This window comes from Novosphingobium sp. FG90, assembly GCF_057808725.1.
Map to the genome: position 1 here is coordinate 111,095 of NZ_JBMDIO010000003.1, position 18,258 is coordinate 129,352.

General features: G+C 66.2%; 19 protein-coding genes. 13 read left to right on the top strand and 6 right to left on the bottom strand.

What is annotated here, in order from left to right; genetic code table 11:
- Positions 1-44: 44 nt before the first annotated feature.
- The 4 genes from ACODRZ_RS03735 to ACODRZ_RS03750 all read right to left on the bottom strand — a co-directional run bounded on the left by ACODRZ_RS03735 (position 45) and on the right by ACODRZ_RS03750 (position 5,897).
- A complete protein-coding gene (locus tag ACODRZ_RS03735) occupies positions 45-1,154 on the bottom strand; it encodes a zinc-binding metallopeptidase family protein (protein ID WP_488969520.1) in 1,110 nt (369 codons plus the stop codon).
- A 59-nt stretch (positions 1,155-1,213) separates the two neighbouring features.
- Entirely contained in the window at positions 1,214-3,031 is a 1,818-nt protein-coding gene (locus ACODRZ_RS03740; protein WP_488969521.1) for an AMP-dependent synthetase/ligase, read from the bottom strand.
- Positions 3,032-3,105: 74 nt separating this feature from the next.
- Complete coding sequence (ggt, locus tag ACODRZ_RS03745; protein WP_488969522.1) at positions 3,106-4,839, bottom strand: gamma-glutamyltransferase; 1,734 nt, start codon at positions 4,837-4,839, stop codon at positions 3,106-3,108.
- A gap of 11 nt (positions 4,840-4,850) precedes the next feature.
- Positions 4,851-5,897 carry a quinone-dependent dihydroorotate dehydrogenase gene (locus tag ACODRZ_RS03750; RefSeq protein WP_488969523.1) on the bottom strand — a complete coding sequence of 349 codons (1,047 nt, stop codon included), beginning with the start codon at positions 5,895-5,897 and terminating at the stop codon, positions 4,851-4,853.
- Between the two features lie 458 nt (positions 5,898-6,355).
- Here ACODRZ_RS03750 and ACODRZ_RS03755 point away from each other — a divergent pair, with 458 nt between their 5' ends.
- The 9 genes from ACODRZ_RS03755 to ACODRZ_RS03795 all read left to right on the top strand — a co-directional run bounded on the left by ACODRZ_RS03755 (position 6,356) and on the right by ACODRZ_RS03795 (position 12,985).
- Positions 6,356-6,796 carry an SUF system Fe-S cluster assembly regulator gene (locus ACODRZ_RS03755; protein ID WP_488969524.1) on the top strand — a complete coding sequence of 147 codons (441 nt, stop codon included), beginning with the start codon at positions 6,356-6,358 and terminating at the stop codon, positions 6,794-6,796.
- Position 6,797: 1 nt separating this feature from the next.
- Positions 6,798-8,285: a Fe-S cluster assembly protein SufB gene (gene sufB, locus ACODRZ_RS03760; RefSeq protein ID WP_488969525.1), complete on the top strand. Its 1,488-nt coding sequence runs from the start codon at positions 6,798-6,800 to the stop codon at positions 8,283-8,285.
- A gap of 190 nt (positions 8,286-8,475) precedes the next feature.
- Positions 8,476-8,970, top strand: a complete 495-nt coding sequence (locus tag ACODRZ_RS03765) for an endonuclease domain-containing protein (RefSeq protein ID WP_488969526.1) — start codon at positions 8,476-8,478, stop codon at positions 8,968-8,970.
- A 3-nt stretch (positions 8,971-8,973) separates the two neighbouring features.
- A complete protein-coding gene (gene sufC, locus ACODRZ_RS03770) occupies positions 8,974-9,726 on the top strand; it encodes a Fe-S cluster assembly ATPase SufC (protein ID WP_488969527.1) in 753 nt (250 codons plus the stop codon).
- Complete coding sequence (locus ACODRZ_RS03775) at positions 9,723-10,460, top strand: SufD family Fe-S cluster assembly protein (RefSeq protein WP_488969528.1); 738 nt, start codon at positions 9,723-9,725, stop codon at positions 10,458-10,460. The genes sufC and ACODRZ_RS03775 overlap by 4 nt, the downstream gene beginning before the upstream one ends.
- A complete protein-coding gene (locus ACODRZ_RS03780; RefSeq protein ID WP_488969529.1) occupies positions 10,457-11,656 on the top strand; it encodes an aminotransferase class V-fold PLP-dependent enzyme in 1,200 nt (399 codons plus the stop codon). The genes ACODRZ_RS03775 and ACODRZ_RS03780 overlap by 4 nt, the downstream gene beginning before the upstream one ends.
- Entirely contained in the window at positions 11,653-12,123 is a 471-nt protein-coding gene (locus tag ACODRZ_RS03785) for an SUF system Fe-S cluster assembly protein (RefSeq protein ID WP_488969530.1), read from the top strand. The genes ACODRZ_RS03780 and ACODRZ_RS03785 overlap by 4 nt, the downstream gene beginning before the upstream one ends.
- Positions 12,120-12,623: a GNAT family N-acetyltransferase gene (locus tag ACODRZ_RS03790; RefSeq protein ID WP_488969531.1), complete on the top strand. Its 504-nt coding sequence runs from the start codon at positions 12,120-12,122 to the stop codon at positions 12,621-12,623. The genes ACODRZ_RS03785 and ACODRZ_RS03790 overlap by 4 nt, the downstream gene beginning before the upstream one ends.
- Positions 12,620-12,985: a HesB/IscA family protein gene (locus ACODRZ_RS03795; RefSeq protein WP_488969532.1), complete on the top strand. Its 366-nt coding sequence runs from the start codon at positions 12,620-12,622 to the stop codon at positions 12,983-12,985. Before ACODRZ_RS03790 ends, ACODRZ_RS03795 begins: the two co-directional genes overlap by 4 nt.
- Positions 12,986-13,098: 113 nt before the next feature.
- Here the strand turns inward: ACODRZ_RS03795 and ACODRZ_RS03800 are convergent, their stop codons facing one another.
- Entirely contained in the window at positions 13,099-14,241 is a 1,143-nt protein-coding gene (locus tag ACODRZ_RS03800) for a serine hydrolase domain-containing protein (RefSeq protein WP_488969533.1), read from the bottom strand.
- Positions 14,242-14,272: 31 nt separating this feature from the next.
- Here ACODRZ_RS03800 and ACODRZ_RS03805 point away from each other — a divergent pair, with 31 nt between their 5' ends.
- Positions 14,273-14,671 carry a hypothetical protein gene (locus tag ACODRZ_RS03805; protein ID WP_488969534.1) on the top strand — a complete coding sequence of 133 codons (399 nt, stop codon included), beginning with the start codon at positions 14,273-14,275 and terminating at the stop codon, positions 14,669-14,671.
- Between the two features lie 89 nt (positions 14,672-14,760).
- On the opposite strand, the gene mnmA is transcribed toward ACODRZ_RS03805, so the two are convergent.
- Complete coding sequence (gene mnmA, locus ACODRZ_RS03810) at positions 14,761-15,915, bottom strand: tRNA 2-thiouridine(34) synthase MnmA (protein ID WP_488969535.1); 1,155 nt, start codon at positions 15,913-15,915, stop codon at positions 14,761-14,763.
- 257 nt (positions 15,916-16,172) lie between these two features.
- Between mnmA and ACODRZ_RS03815 the strand changes: the two genes are divergently transcribed.
- From ACODRZ_RS03815 to ACODRZ_RS03825, 3 genes are all read left to right on the top strand, one after another.
- Entirely contained in the window at positions 16,173-16,421 is a 249-nt protein-coding gene (locus tag ACODRZ_RS03815; protein WP_008829372.1) for a hypothetical protein, read from the top strand.
- A gap of 2 nt (positions 16,422-16,423) precedes the next feature.
- Complete coding sequence (gene sciP / locus ACODRZ_RS03820; protein WP_008829371.1) at positions 16,424-16,723, top strand: CtrA inhibitor SciP; 300 nt, start codon at positions 16,424-16,426, stop codon at positions 16,721-16,723.
- Positions 16,724-17,017: 294 nt separating this feature from the next.
- Positions 17,018-18,244 carry an efflux RND transporter periplasmic adaptor subunit gene (locus tag ACODRZ_RS03825; RefSeq protein ID WP_488969536.1) on the top strand — a complete coding sequence of 409 codons (1,227 nt, stop codon included), beginning with the start codon at positions 17,018-17,020 and terminating at the stop codon, positions 18,242-18,244.
- The last annotated feature ends 14 nt before the right edge of the window (positions 18,245-18,258 follow it).

An 18,258-nucleotide genomic window follows, 5' to 3' on the forward strand; every position in this document is an offset into this window, starting at 1 on the left:
GGTCACCGCCGTCGCGGCGATGACTGAGGGTTTCAAGTCCGGCGTCACACAGGAACCGGCAGCTCAGCCAAAGAATCCCCCACCCGCGCCTTCGCCGCCAGATTGTGAATATAGTCCAGCTTGGCGATGATCGCGTCGGACAAGTGGAATGGATAGAGGTCCGGCTGCCCCATCGAGCGGTTGATAGCGTTCATCGCGAAGGACAGCGGCCCCATCGCCTCCACTAGCGCGCGGGTATCGGCGGTATAGGGATTGAAATCGAGTTCGACCTCCAGCCCGACCTCATCCCCCGGCAGCGGCGCCAGCGAAAGGTCAAAGCCCCCCGCCGTCGCCAGCACGTCGACGATATGCAGATAGTGCGCAAAGGTCTCTGCGAAGTCCTCCCACGGGTGTGACGTGGCATAATAGCTCACGAAATCGTCGGTCCAGACCTTCGAGCCGTTATCGTTGTAATGCGCCTGCAGCGCCTGATTGTAGTCGATCCGCTCGTCGCCGAAGACCGCGCGGAAAGCCTCGATTTCCTGCGGATCGGTCTCGACCAGCCGTGACCAGTAATGGTGGCCCACCTCGTGCCGGAAATGGCCGAGCAGGGTCCGGTACGGCTCGCCCATCGCATGACGCATCCGCTCGCGCTCGGCATCGTCGGCCTCGATCAGGTTGAGCGTGATCACCCCGCCGTCGTGGCCGGTGTAGATTTGCGGATTGCCCGCCTGCTCCGCCGCCGCGTCGTAGAGGAAGTCAAAGGCTAGGCCTTGCATGCCCGGCCCTTCCTCGGCCTTGGTTTCCAGCGGCAGGCCCAGCTTCATGAGCGTATGGAACAGGCGCCGCTTGGCCGCCTCGATCCTGCCCCAGCGCGGCGGCACCGAGGGTTCGGACAAGTCGGGGATCATGCGGTTATGGCGGCAGGCGCGGCACATCGGGGTTGTGTCATCGCTCGCCACCAGCCAGTTGCAGATCTGGTAATCGTTGTTGTTGGCGCAGACGACGACATCCGCGACCTCGCCTTGAGCATCGCGCCAGACGGTCGCCCCGTCGGCGAGGAAGCGGAAGGAGTCGGTCGCGGGGTCATAGCCCAGCGTGGCCTGGCAGCCGGGGCAGACGCGAACTTCGAAATGATTCAGGCGGCGGCAGTTCGGACAAGGGAAGGCACGCATGGCGCACTCGCTGTGGTTGACGTTTGCCCGGTCAACGCAGCAAGCGAGCCAGCGTTTCCTCAGCCGCGATAAAGCGCGTCCAGCCGCGCGGCGTAGCGCTCCTTGAGCTTGTGGCGCCGGATCTTCAGGCTCGGCGTCATCTCTTCATTCTCGATCGAGAACGGCTCGTCGGCGAAGGCGTACTGGCGCACCTTCTCGATCACCGAGAGGTCGGCGTTGACCCGGTCGATTGCGCTGCGCAGCGCGGTTCGAAACGCCGGAAGCCCTTGCAGCTTGCCGAAATCGAAGGTCTCGCCATTGTCGCGCGCCCACTGCAGCGCCCAGTCGGCATCGGGGACGATCAGGCCGACGATGTACGGCTTGCGGTCACCATAGACCATGGCTTGCGCGATTTCCGGCTGCAGGGTCAGCATCGATTCGACCTTCTGCGGAGAGACGTTGTCGCCCTTGTCGTTGACGATCATGTCCTTCTTGCGGTCGGTGATGGCGATGCGCCCGCGATCGTCGATGTGGCCAATATCGCCGGTGTGCAGCCAGCCGTCCTTGAGGACATTCGCGGTCGCCGCCTCGTTCTGCCAGTAGCCCGACATCACGAGTTCACCGCGAACGAGAATCTCGCCGTCCCCGGCGATCTTCACCTCGACGCCGCGCATCGGCGGACCGACGGTGTCGAATTTCACGCCCGCCGCAGGGCGATTGCAGCTGATGATCGGCCCCGACTCGGTCTGGCCGTAGCCCTGGAGGAGCGTCAGCCCCATCGCGTCGAAGAACACCCCGATCTCCGGGTTGAGCGGAGCCCCGCCCGAAACCAGCGCCTTGATCCGCCCGCCGAAGCGCGCGCGGATCTTTGGGCGAAGGGTGCGCTCGATCAGCAGGTCCAGCGGGTAATCCAGAAGCCCGCGCCTGCCGTTCAGGCGGCGCATCCCGCCACCGATCGCCCAGTCCATCAGGCGATTGGCGACGGCGCCCTGCTTCTCGATCTGCTTCATGATGCGCGTGCGCAGCACCTCGAACAGGCGCGGCACGACGACCATCACGGTCGGGCGCACTTCCTCGATATTGGCGGCGAGCTTGTCGAGCCCTTCCGAGTAATAGATCTGCCCGCCGAGCCCGATCGGCAGCCACTGGCCGCCGGTATGTTCGTAGGCATGGCTGAGCGGCAGGAACGAGAGGAATATCTCGCGCTTGTCCGGTCCCCGATCCCAGCCGAAGTCCTGCTCGATGATCTGCGCAGCGCCTGCCACGTTGGACAGCAGCATGCCGTGATGCTGGCGCACCCCCCGCGGCGCGCCGCCGGTGCCGCTGGTGTAGATGATGCATGCAAGGTCGGTACGGCCGATGCGGGCGATGCGCTGATCCACCTCGGCGCGGGCCGTAGCGGCGTCACCCTCGAGCAGTTCCTCCCACATATGGGTCTCGTAGGCACCGCCCTGCATCGGCACGAGCGGTTCCATGCCGATGACCTGACGGCACATGTCGGTCTGCACCACCGCGGGCAGCAACGCCTTGCCCAGCTTCGCGGTCGAGACGACCGCCGCGCGGGCGCCCGAATTCTCGAGGATGTGGATGTGATCGCGGGTCGTGTTGGTGGTGTAGGTCGGCACCGTCACGCAGCCCGCCGCCATGATCGCAAGGTCGGCAAGGCACCACTCCGGCCGGTTCTCCGAAACGATCAGCACCCGCTCGCCATCGCGCAGGCCCATACGGCGCAGCGACGCGGCGATCAGGCAAACGCGCCGCGCCGCCTCGGACCAGCTGATCGAGCGCCACTGGCCATCGTGCTTGGCCCAGAGCATCGGCACCTCGCCCAGCGCGTCGGCGCGGGCAAGGAACAACGACACGACGTTGGCGCTGTTGTCGAAATCGGCAATGTCCATGGCGGCCCCCGGTGTATCCTTACGAACTTCTATTGTAGGCGAACGTCTAGGTGGGGTGGCGGGTTGCCACAAGGTTACTGCGAAACGGCGACACCTTCGGTGCGCGGATCGCCCGAGCCGACCAGCCTGCCGTCCACCACCAGCACCCCGTTGGTCTTGAGCGGCATCTCGGTGGCCCGCACCGACGCATGCCCCAGCGCCTGCAGCGCCGGAATCATAGCCTCGAGCCGCGTGCCCTTCTCGACGTTGATGGCATCGGTCGGCGCGAACAGGACCGGCAGCGCCAGCGCCTTGTCCACCGGCAGCTTCCAGTCGAGCACGCCGACCAGCGCGCGGATCACTTGCACCGGGATCGTAGCGCCGCCCGCCGCACCGACGACGAACAACAGCTTGCCGTCGGGGCCGTAGACGATGGTGGGCGCCATCGAACTGCGCGGCCGCTTGCCGCCCTCGACCCGGTTGGCGACGATCGCGCCGTCTTTTTCGGGCGCGAAGCTGAAATCGGTGAGTTCGTTGTTCAGATAGAATCCGCCGACCATGATGCCCGAACCGAAAGCGCTTTCGATCGTCGATGTCCAAGAGACGACCTCGCCCTGCCTGTCGACGACGACGAAATGCGAGGTGCCATGTTCGACATAATGGCGGCCTGCCGACAGTTTCGGCGCGGGCAGGCCCGCGCTGACGGTCGCCATCGTCCGATCTGCCGAGATCAGCGCGCCCCGGCGCTTGAGGTAGGCAGGATCGAGCAGCGCCGCGACAGGCACTTTCACGAAATCGGGATCGGCCAGGAACAGGTCGCGGTCGGCATAGGCCAGCCGCTCCGATTCGGCGATCAGGTGCCAGGCGACCGGCGAATCCGGGCCGAGCCTGCCGAGATCGAAGTCCTCCAGCTGGATCAGCGTCGCTAGCACGGTGGTCGCGCCCGAGGATGGCGGACCCATGCTGCAGATTTTATAGACACGGTACTTCGCGCAAGTGCTGGGCCGTTCCTTCGCCGAGAACGCCGCGATGTCCGCCTCGGTCATCTTGCCGTCGGCGGGTGTCTCGGCCGCGACCTTCGTCGCGATCGCCTGCGCCAGCTCTCCCTTGTAGAAGCCGTCCGGCCCCTTAGCCGCGAGCATTTCCAGGGTGCTGGCAAGTGCCGGGTTGCGGATCGTGGTGCCGATAGGCAGCGGCTTACCGTCCGCACCATAGTAGATGCCCCGCGCCTGTGCATCGTGCGCGCCGGTTTCGGACTGCTTCGAGAGCGACTGGAACCCGCGCGGGGAAAGCACGAAGCCCTCGCGCGCAAGGTCGATCGCCGGCTGGAACAGGTCCGCCCACGGCAGGCGGCCGTGCTCCGCGTGAATCTTCGCAGCGAGCGCAATGTTGCCCGGTACGCCGACGCTGCGCCCGCCGACGACGGCAATGCGGAACGGCAGGGGCTGGCCCGACGAGTCAAGGAAACGCGCGGGCGTCGCGGCCTTGGGGGCGGTTTCCCGCCCGTCCCAGGATTCGACTTCGCCCTTCTCGTTGCCGAGCATCAGGAAGCCGCCGCCGCCGATCCCCGAGCTTTGCGGCTCGACCACGGTTAGCGCCAGCATCGTCGCGATCGCGGCGTCGGTGGCGCTGCCGCCACGCCGCAGGATCGACGCACCGGCCTCGGCCGCATGCGGATCGGCGGCGCTGACCATCCCAGCATCGAATACGGCAGGCCCCGCGACGGCGGGGGTGCTCGCGATCGGTTGCGATGGAATGGTCGCCGTCGTCGCGGCACAACCAGAGAGGGCGAGCGAGGCAGTCAGCCCCAGGATCAGCTTTCCGGACATTGCAGAAAGGCTTATTCGGTTCCAACCGCCTCTGCAATCGATGCGAAGCCATCGCGGCGCATCAGTTCGAGCAGGCCCTTGTTGATGGCCTTGGCGATGCCCGGCCCTTCGTAGACCATGGCGCTGTAAAGCTGGACGAGGCTCGCTCCCGCCCGGATGCGCGCCCAGGCATCCGTAGCATTGGCAATGCCGCCTACCCCGACCAGCGGCACCGCGCCGCCCGTCGCCTTGCGGAAATCGCGCAGGCGCTGCTGCGCCAGATCACGCAGCGGCGCGCCGGAGAGGCCGCCGGTTTCTCCCTTGTGCTGCGAGGCCAGCTGCGGCCGCGAAATCGTGGTGTTGGACACGATCAGCGCGCCCAACTTCTTGTCGATGGCGATTCGCGCGATGGCCTCGATGTCGGCGGGTTCGAGATCGGGTGCGACCTTGAGGAAGACCGGAGGCCGGTGCCCTGCGCCGCAAGCCTCGTCGCGCGATTCGATGACCGCGTCGAGCAGCCCGGTCAGCGCCGATTCGTCCTGCAGCGCGCGCAGGCCCGGCGTGTTCGGACTGGAGATATTGACCGCAAGATAGCCCGCCAGCGGCGCCATCAGCCGCGCCATGATCGCATAGTCGTTGACGCGGTCAGTCGAATCCTTGTTCGCGCCGATGTTGATGCCGACCACGCCGGGGCGCTGAACGCGCGCTTCCAACCGATAGACCGCATCCTGTGCGCCGCCGTTGTTGAAGCCCATCCGGTTGATGACCGCGCGGTCCTCGACCAGCCGGAACAGGCGCGGCTGCGGGTTGCCCGCCTGCGGTAGCGGGGTGATCGAACCGACTTCCGCAAACCCGAAGCACAAGCCGAGCAGCGCGTCCGGCACTTCGCCATCCTTGTCGAAGCCCGCAGCCATGCCGACCGGACTGGGGAAAGCGATCCCCGCCACGGTGCTGGCCAAAGCCGGATCGGTGCGCGGCGCACTGCCGGGTCCGGAAAGCTTCAGGGCCTTGAGCGCAAGACCATGGGCCTTCTCGGCCTCGATTCGGAAAAGGGCGGGTCGGATGAGAGAATAGAGCACGAGCGCCGCATAACGCCCCCGGCAGTGTTGCTCAAACGCTTCTTCTGCTGCGGTGCGAGATGAAAAAGCCCGTTAGGGGTCATCCCGAGCCATCCGGACCTGCGAACGTGTCGCGTTTATACAATAAATCGACCCATACGGAGCATACACGAGTCCTGCGACCCGAAGGGCTCGTAGCGGGATGCGCTCGAGTTCTTTATAACTTAAGGCGGTTTCCGATTTCGATCGGGAACCGCCTTTTTTCGCGCTTCTTGACGGCAGGCTCCCACAGATCGACCGTTAAGCAAGCCTTTTTCCATGGCTTGCGTATCTTTTGCGACGAGCTATGGCGCGGCAGCGATCAACCGTGCGAACCACTCGCAGGTGCGAAACGGCCATTGAAACCCGCCGCGTGCTGCACTAGGTGCAAATCGGAAAGAATTGATCCGATTTAAACACAGGAACCAGAAAGCCCGTTCATGCGCCTGTCGAGTATGACAGACTATGCCGTCGTCATAATGTCCGCTGCGGCGCGGCATTGCGGCACCTGCTCGCTCATCGAGCAGGCGGGCGGCAAGCGTGCGCGCATTTCCGCCGCCCAGCTGGCGGAGGAAACCGGCCTGCCTGCTCCGACCGTGCAGAAGCTGGTGAGCAAGCTCTCCTCTGCCGGACTGATGCGTTCGTCGCGCGGTGTCGGCGGGGGTCTGCGACTCGCACGGCCTCCCGCCACGATCTCGCTGGCGGACATCGTCGAGGCAGTGGAAGGGCCGATCGCCCTCACCGCCTGTATCGATCGCGCGAAAAGCGATTGCACGCTGGAATCCTGTTGCAACGTAAAAGGCCACTGGCCGCAGGTTAATGCGGCCGTGCGCGGAGCGCTCGCCCAGGTGGCGCTGACCCAGCTCGTCGAGGAAGTTTGAGATGACCGAAGAAACCCTCCCCGTTGAACGCGATGCCGCGGCGCGCGAAGCCGCTGCCCGCGTCGCCGAGTACGAGCATGGCTGGTCCTCGGACATCGAGCAGGAATACGGCCCCAAGGGCCTGTCCGAAGACACCATCCGCTTCATCTCGGCCAAGAAGGACGAGCCCGAGTGGATGCTCGATTGGCGTCTGAAGGCTTACGCAAAGTGGCTGGAAATGACGCCGCCGGACTGGGCGAAGCTCGATATTCCGCCGATCGACTACCAGGAATCCTACTATTGGGCCGCGCCCAAGAAGAAGGACGCCCTCGCCAGCCTGGACGAAGTCGATCCCGAGATTCTGCGCGTCTACGAAAAGCTGGGCATTCCGCTGGAGGAGCAGAAAGTGCTCGCCGGCGTCGAAGGCGCGCGCAAGGTCGCGGTGGACGCGGTGTTCGATTCGGTTTCGGTCGCCACCACCTTCCGCAAGGAGCTGGAGCAGGCGGGCGTGATCTTCCGCTCGATCTCCGAGGCGATCCGCGAATTCCCGGAGCTCGTGAAGAAGTGGCTGGGCCGTGTGGTCCCGGTGCATGACAACTACTTCGCGGCGCTGAACTGCGCGGTCTTCTCGGACGGCACCTTCGTCTACATCCCCGAGGGCGTGCGCTGCCCGATGGAGCTGAGCACCTATTTCCGCATCAACGCGGAGAACACCGGCCAGTTCGAGCGCACGCTGATCGTGGCCGAAAAGGGCAGCTACGTTTCCTATCTGGAAGGCTGCACCGCGCCGATGCGCGACGAGAACCAGCTGCACGCCGCCGTGGTCGAGCTGGTCGCGATGGAGGATGCGGAGATCAAGTACTCCACCGTCCAGAACTGGTATCCGGGCGATGCCAACGGCAAGGGCGGCATCTACAACTTCGTCACCAAACGCGGGCTTTGCCAGGGCGCACGCTCCAAGATCAGCTGGACCCAGGTGGAAACCGGCTCTGCGGTGACGTGGAAGTACCCCAGCTGCGTCCTCAACGGCGAGGATTCGGTGGGCGAGTTCTACTCGGTGGCCGTCACCAACAACTACCAGCAGGCCGATACCGGCACCAAGATGATCCACAACGGCAAGGGCAGCCGCTCGACGATCATCTCCAAGGGCATCTCGGCGGGCAAGTCGAACAACACCTATCGCGGCCTCGTGCGCGTGGGTGCGAATGCCGATAACGTGCGCAACTTCACCCAGTGCGATTCGCTGCTGCTCGGCAAGGAGTGCGGCGCGCATACGGTGCCCTACATCGAAGTGCGCAACCCCAGCGCCCAGATCGAGCACGAGGCGACCACCAGCAAGATCAGCGACGACCAGCTGTTCTACGCCATGCAGCGCGGCCTCGACACCGAGCAGGCGGTGGCGCTGATCGTCAACGGCTTCGCCAAGGAAGTGCTGCAGCAACTGCCGATGGAATTCGCGGTGGAAGCGCAGAAGCTGCTGGGGATCTCGCTGGAAGGCAGCGTGGGGTAATGCCCGCCCTCTCCTCTTTCCTCCGTCACCCTGAACTTGTTTCAGGGTCCATCGGGCAGCGCAGACCGAAGGCTCGTTTCACCAGCCGCCCGGTCGATTCGCTGCGGCAGGGACCGGGGCAGGAGGCACAATGGACCCTGAAACAAGTTCAGGGTGACGCAGAAAAACAGAAGATACGAAGGACCACACCATGACCGCCGCCCGCAAGACTTTGGGCATCAGCCTCGCCTCAAACGGGCCGAAGGCAGACGCCAAGGCCAGCTTCGCCGTTACCGGCACGCGCCTCGAAACGCTGAAGGAGCGTGCCAAGGACCAGCGCCGCAACCCCAGCGAAGCGCAGAAGGCCCTGTGGGCGCAGCTTTCCGGCTCGAAGCTGGGCGGGGTAAAGTTCACGCGGCAGTCGATCGTCGGCTCGGCGATCGTCGATTTCGCCTGCCCCTCGCGCTGGATCGTGATCCAGCTGAGCGCCGAGGATTCCAACCCCGACGTCAATGAATTGCAGGACCGCAAGCTCACCGAAGTCGGCATCCGCGTGCTGCGCTTCTCGGAAGAGGAAGTGATCGGCCAGGTCGATACCGTGGTCCGCGAAATCAACACCGAACTCAATGTGCCCTTCGACAAGCGCTCCGCGCGCAAGAAGGCTGGCTCACGTCCGGCAGGGACGTTCGTGAGCGACGAAGGATAAGCCATGCTCAAGATCGATAACCTGACAGCAAACGTCGCCGACAAGCCGATCCTCAAGGGTCTCTCGCTCACCATCAATCCCGGCGAGATCCACGCGATAATGGGGCCGAACGGCGCGGGCAAGTCGACGCTGGGCTACACGCTCGGCGGCCGTCCGGGCTATGAAGTGACCGGTGGCTCGGTGGACTTCGCAGGGACCGACCTGCTCGAACGCGAACCGCACGAGCGCGCCGCCGCCGGCCTGTTCCTGGGCTTCCAGTACCCGGTCGAGATTCCCGGCGTCTCCTTCGTCCAGTTCCTGCGCGAGGCCGCCAACGCCCAGCGCAAGGGCCGAGGCGAGGAACCGCTTTCGGGCGGCGAATTCCTCAAGCTCGCCAAGGAAAAGGCGGGCCTGCTGCGCATGGACATGGACATGCTCAAGCGCCCGGTGAACGTCGGCTTCTCGGGCGGCGAGAAGAAGCGCGCCGAGATGGTGCAGATGGGCATCCTGAACCCGAAGCTGGCGATCCTCGATGAGACCGACTCCGGCCTCGACATCGACGCGCTGCGCATCTGCGGTGAAGGCATCAATGCGATCATGCGTGCGCCCGACAAGGCGGTGCTGCTCATCACCCACTACCAGCGCCTGCTGGACTACGTGAAGCCGGACTTCGTCCACGTCCTCGCCGCCGGGCGCATCGTCAAGTCGGGTGGACCCGACCTTGCCCTGCGTCTTGAGGAAGAGGGCTACGAGGCGGTGGTGCAGGAGGCGGCATGAACGTCGAACTCGCCCTCCCCACCCGCAGGCACGAGGACTTCCGCTACTCCGACATCGCGGCGCTGGAGACCGTCTGGCCGATCGTGACCGAAGAAATCGCGGTTGCGGACGGCGCCGAGGATTCGCTGCAGATCGTCGAGACCGGCACCGGAGCCGTCGCCCGCCACATCGCCATCACGCTCGGCAAGGGTGCGAAGTTCGATCTTCGCGTGCTGACCGCCGGGCCTGCCTATGGCCGCATCGCGGTGGACGTGCGGCTGGCCGAAGGCGCCGACTTCACGCTGGGCGCGGCGCAGCTGGCTACGGCTGAGGAGACTCTGGAGATCGTCACCGAAGTCACCCACGCCGGGCTGAACGCGACGTCGGAGCAGATCGTGCGCACGGTGCTGGCCGGCAAGTCGGTCGGCACCTACCTCGGCCGCATCGCGGTGGAGCGCGGCGCCGACGGAACCGATGCCGAACAGTCGGTCCGCGCCATGCTGCTGGAACGCACCGCGACCGCCAATGCGCGCCCCGAACTCGAAATCTACGCCGACGACGTCAAGGCCGCGCATGGCTGCGCGGTAGGCGAACTCGACGCGCAGGGTCTGTTCTACCTGATGAGCCGCGGCCTCACCCCGCCGCAGGCCAAGCGCCTGATGCTGCAGGCCTTCATCGCCGAAGCCTTCACCGGCGCGGCGGGCGAAGAGGAACTGAGCGCAGCGGCGATCGCCCGTCTGGAGGCGATCCTGTGAGTCTCGACACCGCAGAACTCGCGCTCAAGAGCCAGTTCCCCGGCCTTGCCGGCGACTGGCACTACCTCGACACCGCCGCCACCGCGCAGAAGCCGCAAGCGGTGATCGACGCCACCGTCGCCGCAATGGGCCGCGACTATGCGACCGTGCATCGCGGCGTCTACGCACGCTCGGCCGACATGACGCTGGCGTTTGAGGCGGCCCGCCGCCGCACCGCCGCGTTCCTGAACGCCGAGGAGGACGAAATCGTCTTCACGCGCGGCGCGACCGAATCGATCAATCTCGTCGCCCAGAGCTGGGCCGCCGCCAACCTTCAGCCCGGCGACCGCATCCTGCTCTCGACGCTGGAACACCACTCCAACATCGTGCCCTGGCAACTGCTGCGAAACGGCGTGGAGATCGATGTCTGCCCGCTCGACGCCAAGGGCCGCATCGACCTCGAAGCCGCCGAGCGCATCCTGACGCCCGCGCACAAGCTGGTCGCCTTCGCTCATGTGTCGAACGTGCTGGGCTCCGTGCTCCACGTGGAACATGCCGCAAAGCTCGCCCATGCGGTCGGCGCGAAGCTGCTGATCGACGGCTGCCAGGCCGCGCCGCGCCTCGCACTCGACGTGAAAGCGTTCGACTGCGACTTCTACGCCTTCTCCGCGCACAAGCTCTACGGCCCGACCGGAATCGGCGTGCTCTGGGCGCGCAAGGAAATCCTAGACGGGATGCAGCCCTGGCAAGGCGGCGGCTCAATGATCGACAAGGTCACCTTCGCAAAGACCACCTACGCCCCTGCCCCGCAGCGGTTCGAGGCAGGCACGCCCAACATCGTTGAGGCCATCGGCATGGCCGCCGCGATGGACTGGCTTGCCGCCATCGGCCTGAACCGCGCCGAAAAGCACGAGCGTGATCTTGCTGTCCTGCTGCGCAGCGAATTGCGGGGGCGCAACGACGTGACGCTGTTCGGGCCGGACGATTCGCTCGGCATCGTCAGTTTTGCGCTCGACGGGGTGCATCCGCACGACCTCGGCACCATATTGGATGAAGAAGGCGTGGCGATCCGCGCCGGGCACCACTGTGCCCAGCCGCTGATGGAACACCTTGGCGTCCCCGCGACGGCGCGGGCCAGCTTCGGTCTCTACAGCGATGAAAGCGATATCGAGGCGCTCCTGAAAGGAATCGAGCGCACCAGGAGAATTTTCGGATGAGTGACCAGAAGCCTGCATTCAGCGTAGAGGAAGTCGATGCGGCTCCCCCCGCTCCGCGTGCGCGCGTGGACGATGCCGTGCCCCCGCCCGAGGAGCGCAAGCGCGACTACCTCGACGGATTCCTCGCCGAAAAGCCGCAGGGCATCGACCCGGCCGACCCGGGTGGTGCGATCTACGATGGCGTCATCGACGCCCTGAAGGAGATTTTCGACCCCGAGATTCCGGTGAACATCTACGACCTCGGCCTGATTTACGGCGTCGAGGTTTCGCCCGAGGCATCGGTGCAGGTCATCATGACGCTCACCACCCCCCATTGCCCGGTCGCCGAATCGATGCCGGGCGAAGTGGAACTGCGCGTCTCGGCGGTGCCCGGCGTGCGCGACTGTGAAGTGAACCTCGTCTGGGATCCGCCGTGGGACATGGCCAAGATGACCGACGAGGCCAAGCTGGAACTGGGAATGCTGTGAGTGATACCCTCGCCCCTGACCTTGCGATCACGCGCGCGAACTTCGCCGATCCTGCCGACGCGGCGGCGATCGTGGCGATGCTCGACGTCTATGCGCGCGATCCGATGGGCGGTGGCGAACCGCTTTCCGACGATGTGCGCGAACGGCTGGTGCCCGCTCTGGCACAAGTGCCCGGCGCCTTCGTGCTGCTCGCGCGGCTCGAGGGTGAACCCGTGGGCATTGCCAACTGCTTCACCGGCTTCTCGACCTTCGCGGCGCGCCCGCTGGTCAACATTCACGACATGGCCGTCGCCCCTGCCCATCGCGGCAAGGGCATCGCCCGCGCCCTGTTCGCCGCGATCGAGGGGGAAGCCCGCGCGCGCGGTGCCTGCAAGATCACGCTCGAAGTGCTGAGCGGGAACCAGCGCGCCAAGGAACTCTACGCATCGCTGGGCTACGGCGACTACCAGCTCGACCCCGAGGCCGGACACGCGCTGTTCTGGCAGAAGAGGCTCTCATGACCGAAACCACCACCAAGACCCGCCCTATCCGCCCCGCCGCCGTCATCCTGACGCCCAGCGCCGAAGCCCGCATCGCCAAGCTGATGAGCGAGGCCCCCGAAGGCGCGATCGGCGTGAAGCTCTCCACCCCGCGCCGGGGCTGCTCGGGCCTCGCCTACTCGGTCGACTACGTGACCGAGGAAGCCAGGTTCGACGAGAAGATCGAGACCCCCGGCGGCCTGTTCTATATCGACGGGGCCTCGGTGCTGTATCTCGTCGGCAGCACGATGGACTGGGTGGAGGACGATTTCACCGCCGGGTTCGTGTTCAACAACCCCAACGCCAAAGGCGCCTGCGGCTGCGGTGAGAGCTTTACGGTCTGAAGTCGCGCCTTGCCTCGGGGGCTTCGACAAGCTCAGCCTGAGCGGCAACACACAATAGTCCGAAAATCCTCTCACGCTGAGCTTGTCGAAGCCCCATGAGCGGTATGCGCCCCTCAATTCTTCGGAAACAGCGCCAGCAGCGCGCCCAGCCGGTCATGCACCTCGCGCGCCTGTGCCGGGTCGCTATGGCCGATGCGCACAACCGTCAGCAGTTGCCCGGGTGAGCCGATCACGAACTGCCCGTAATCGCCCAGACACGCGAAGACGTCCTTATCCGCCGCGCCGGGCCACAGGCGGGCGCCGTCGTTGGCCTCGCCGCGATTGAGCCATACGCCAGCGCCATAACCCGGCTCGCGCGGGCTCGGTTCCAGCATGAACTGCATCCAGCGACGCGGCAGGATCTGCGCGCCGCCGACCGAGCCGGTGTGGCGGATGAATTCGCCCAGATTACCCCAGTCGCGCGCGGTCATGGCGATCATGCCCGAACCGATCATCGTCCCCGCCCGGTCGTACCCGACGATCGCCGAGCCCAACCCGATCGGCTGCAGCACGCGGTTGCGCAAATAGTCGCTCACCGCCGCCCGGCGCCGCAGCGCGTCGTGATCGGGCGAAAGCACCCGCGCGGCAAGGTCCGAAAGGATCACCGCGCTGGCCGAGGAATGCACGAAAATCTTGCCCGCCGGGGCCTCCAGCGGCTGCGCCTCGGCGTAGGAGGCCATGTCGTCGCGGCCGTCGAGGAACAGCATGCGCATGCGGTCCGATTCGTCCTCGATGCGGCCGGTCCCCGCGCTGGTCGTCTCGACATGGCGCAGGCCCGAGCGCATCTGCAGGAGCTGGCGCAAGGTGATGACGCCGCGTGGGTCACCCGGGCGCTGCCATTCAGGCACAGGGGCCGATTCGTTGAGGCGCAGGCGGCCGTCGCTGACCAGTTGGCCGATCATCAGCGCCGTCACGCACTGGCCAGCCGACCAGCCTGGAAGGCGCGAATCGGGCTTAACGCCCTCGCCGTAGCGCTCGACCACGACCGAGCCGCGCTTGAGGATGACGAGGGCGTCGGTTTTACCCACCGCCTCGTCGTCGAACAGGCGATCGATGGTACGGCCCAGCGATTCGCGCGGGGCGCCGCCGGAATCCTTGATCGCGGCGAGCGATTCGGTGCTTGGCGGCGGCGGTCCTGCGGGCGCGCCGGAGCCGCAGCCCCACAGGGCTGGCAGCATCAGCATCGCGGCGATAAGGGGGGGACGGCGCACCGACATGGCGCGCCGGTCATGTGCGAGGCGTTTGAGAATGGCAACATCCGGGCAACCCGGACCGGGGGATAGGGGCGCAGGTGCGGCCTATCCGACACGGCAACCCTCGCGCTGGAAGCGCAACGTGATCCTGATCGCGCTGCTGGCGATGGTGTTGTGCCTGGGGTGGATGTGGCGTGGGCTGCGCGAGGAAGCGCTCGTCGGCGCCGCCTATGGCGCGCGGATCGGCTGCGTGTGCCGGTTCGTGTCGAAGCGGCCGATGGACTTGTGCGAGGGCGATCTCAAGGTGGCGGGGCTCGCGGGCGCCGGGCGCTGGGTATCGCTGTCGGAGGACGCCGATACGCGCACGGTCAGGGCCTCGGTGCCGCTGCTGGCGAAGCAGAGCGCGGATTTCGATCCGGCGCGCGGGTGTCGGCTGGAGCCGTGGCAGGATTGAGCACACTTCGTCATTGCGAGCGCAGCGAAGCAATTCAAGGCAGCATTGAACCGCTCTGGATTGCTTCGCTGCGCTCGCAATGACGAAGGTTAAGCCGCGCTTTCGGTCGAATCGATCCAGCCGCCGCCGATCACCCGCTCCCCGGCGTAGATCACCGCCGCCTGTCCTGGCGCGACGCCGTATTCGGGTTCGGCAAAGCGGATCGTCGTGTCCGCGCCCTCGCCCAGCGGGCCGTCGAGCACGATCGGCACCGGCTTGGCGAGCGAGCGCACCTTGGCGGTCAGCGGTGCATCGGGAATCGGCCCGATGCGGTTGGTCTCCACCAGCCTCGCCGAGGCGGTCGCCAGCAGGCGGCGCGGGCCGACACGGACCTGCCGGGTTTCCGCTTCGATACCGGTGACGTAGAGCGGCTCGGGCTGGCCGCCGATCTCCAGGCCCCGGCGCTGGCCCACGGTGTAGTGGATGACGCCGCGATGGCTGCCGAGCACCGCTCCGGTCTCGGCATGGACGATCTCGCCCGGCGCCTCGCCCTCGGGACGGACGGCGCGCACGATCTTGGCGTAATCGCCATCGGGCACGAAGCAGATGTCCTGGCTGTCGGGCTTGGCGGCGACGCGCAGGCCCGCCGCTTCGGCCAGACGGCGCGTCTCGGTCTTGGGCAGGCCGCCGAGGGGAAAGCGCAGGAAATCCAGCTGCTTCTCGGTGGTGCCGTAAAGGAAGTAGCTCTGGTCGCGCGCCGGATCGAGGGCGCAGTGCAGCTCGGAACCCGCCGCGCCCATCACCCGGCGCACGTAGTGACCGGTGGCGAGGCAATCCGCGCCCAGTTCGCGCGCCATCGTCAGCAGGTCGGTGAACTTCGGCCCCATGTTGCAGCGAATGCAGGGGATCGGCGTGCGCCCGGCGAGGTAGTCGTCGGCGAAGCGCTCGACCACTTCCTCGCGGAAGGCGCTCTCGTGATCGAAGACGTAGTGGGCGATGCCTAGGCGGTCGGCGACCGCGCGCGCGTCGCGGATGTCGTCGCCGGCGCAGCACGCGCCCTTGCGGCCGGTCGCGGCGCCGTAGTCGTAGAGTTGAAGGGTTACGCCGATGACTTCCGCCCCGCTCGCGGCGGCAAGAGCGGCGACGACCGAACTGTCCACGCCCCCTGACATGGCCACGACGATGCGGCGGGCGGACAGAGGCTCGGCAAGTTGGAACAGTTCGGCGGGGTCGAGCCCGGAAAGAAGATCGGAAAACGCGGTCATGGTGGGGGCGCACATACAGCCAAGCGCGCCGGATTCCTATCCTCCGCCTTTTTCGCCCCCTTTCCCATCGTGAAGAAAGGGTAAAAACGGCTTTTACGATCCCTTGACCACCTGCGGGTTATAGGGCCTGCATCATGAACGTCGCACCACATCACATGACCCCCGATACAGGGGACGCTCCGGGTCGCACCGCAGGGATACCTGCGGTTCCGGGCTGCGACGGGCTTTCCGAAGGGCACCTCCCCGCCGATCCCGCAATGATCGACTGGCAGGCGCTGCGCTCCCGCCTCTTCGCCACGCACGACCGGCTCGGTGTGCTGGGAGAGGACGCGGCAGCCACGCGGCTTCGGCTGCGCGGCAGCTTCGACGGGTGCGCCGCCTCGGCTCTTAATGCTTACGAAGAATGCTCAAGAAACGTTAACCTTGATGCTTCAAGCAATGGCAAGCCCGTTGGAGGCAAGGATTCTCCAGTCGCCGATGTGAACGATAGCGGCGAACGAGGGTAAAGATGATCGAGAACCAGAAAATCCGTCCGGCACAGGTGATCGGCCCGCTCGGCGAGCCGCTGACGGTTGCCGACCTCCCCCCCCCAAACACCACGCGCTGGGTCGTGCGCCGCAAGGCCGAAGTCGTCGCCGCCGTCAACGGCGGCCTGCTGACGATCGACGAAGTCTGCGAGCGCTATTGCCTCACACTCGAGGAATTCGCCTCGTGGCAGCGCGCCGTCGATCGTTCGGGCATGCAGGGCCTGCGTGTGACACGAATCCAACACTATCGCGATCTCTACGAGCGCCAGCAGAAGTTCTGAGCCCCCTCTAACTTCGTCAACCAAGTTCAAAGGCGGCCGTGGAGCATCTTCACGGTCGCCTTTTCACGTTCCGACGCAATAAAACACATTCACCTGGCCAGACTGGCGCAATGAAGTCGTTCGTCGATGCCTGTCGACGTGAAACCCGGTTCGCGTTGCCACCCTGTTCCCGCGAGTATATGAATCCAGCGGTTTAAGCCATATCGGCAGCCCCGCCTGAATACAGGCACAAGGGCGGACGATGCGGCGGGAGAGCACGCCGCCCGGGGGCGCGTGCATGCGTGCGGTGAACAGATGAACTACGATGGCAAGATTGAAGCCGGCCCCTCTCAGGTCGGCGGGCAGGCAGACGAACCTCACGTCTTTGACGCGGCGGGAACGTCGCTCGACAGGGACGATGCCCTGGACCGTCGCTCGCGCCGGGTGATCGTTCTGGTCATCGTCACCGTCGTGCTGCTGGCAGCCGCGCTGTGGTTCGTGCTGCACAAGGGCGACGCGGCCGATGCCGCCGGTGCCGATACCACGCAGGTTCCCGTCGTCTCGGTCGTGGTGCCGGGCCGCTCCAGTGTTGCCGGGGAAATCACCGGAACCGGATCGCTCGCTGCACGCCGCGCCATGCCGGTGGGCTCGGTCGGCGAAGGCGGCGAAGTGCGCGAAGTGCGCGTGGACGCAGGCGACTGGGTGCAGAAGGGTCAGGTCCTTGCGGTCATCGACCGTTCGGTGCAGGTCCAGTCCGCCGCCAGCCAGTCCGCCCAGATCCGCGTGGCCGAGGCTGACGCCCGGCTGGCGCAGGCCAATCTCGATCGCGGCCTCAAGCTCGTCGATCGCGGGTTCATCTCCAAGGCCGACATCGACCAGCTGACCGCCACCCGCGATGCCGCCGTCGCCCGCGTCGGCGTGGCGCGCGCTACGCTCGGCCAGCTGCAGGCGCAAAATGCGCGGCTCAACATCGTCGCGCCCGCCTCGGGCCTCGTCCTCGCGCGCAACGTCGAAGTCGGGCAGGTGGTAAGCGGCGGCAGCGGCGTGCTGTTCAACCTTGCCCGCGACGGCGAGATGGAACTGCTGGCCCTGCTCTCCGAGGACGACCTTGCCAAGCTGCACGTCGGCGTCACCGCGAACGTCACGCCGGTCGGCTCGGGCAGGAGCTTCACCGGGCAGGTCTGGCAACTCGCGCCCACCATCGACAATACCACTCGCCAGGGCACCGCGCGCATCGCGCTCAAGTACGACCCGGCGCTGCGTCCCGGCGGCTTCGCCACCGCCGTGATCGAAAGCGGCACGGTCGTCGCGCCGATGCTGCCCGAATCCGCGATCCAGAACGATGCCAAGGGCTCGTTCGTCTACGTCGTCGGCAAGGACGACCGCGTCCACCGCCAGCCGGTTAAGACCGGCCTCGTCACCGCGACCGGCATCACCGTCACCGCGGGCCTGGGTGGCGACGAGAAGATCGTGATGCGCGCCGGCGGCTTCCTCAACGACGGGGACAAGGTCAAGCCGCGCCCCTCGACTGCAGCCAAGTAACGGGCGAGCCGAAC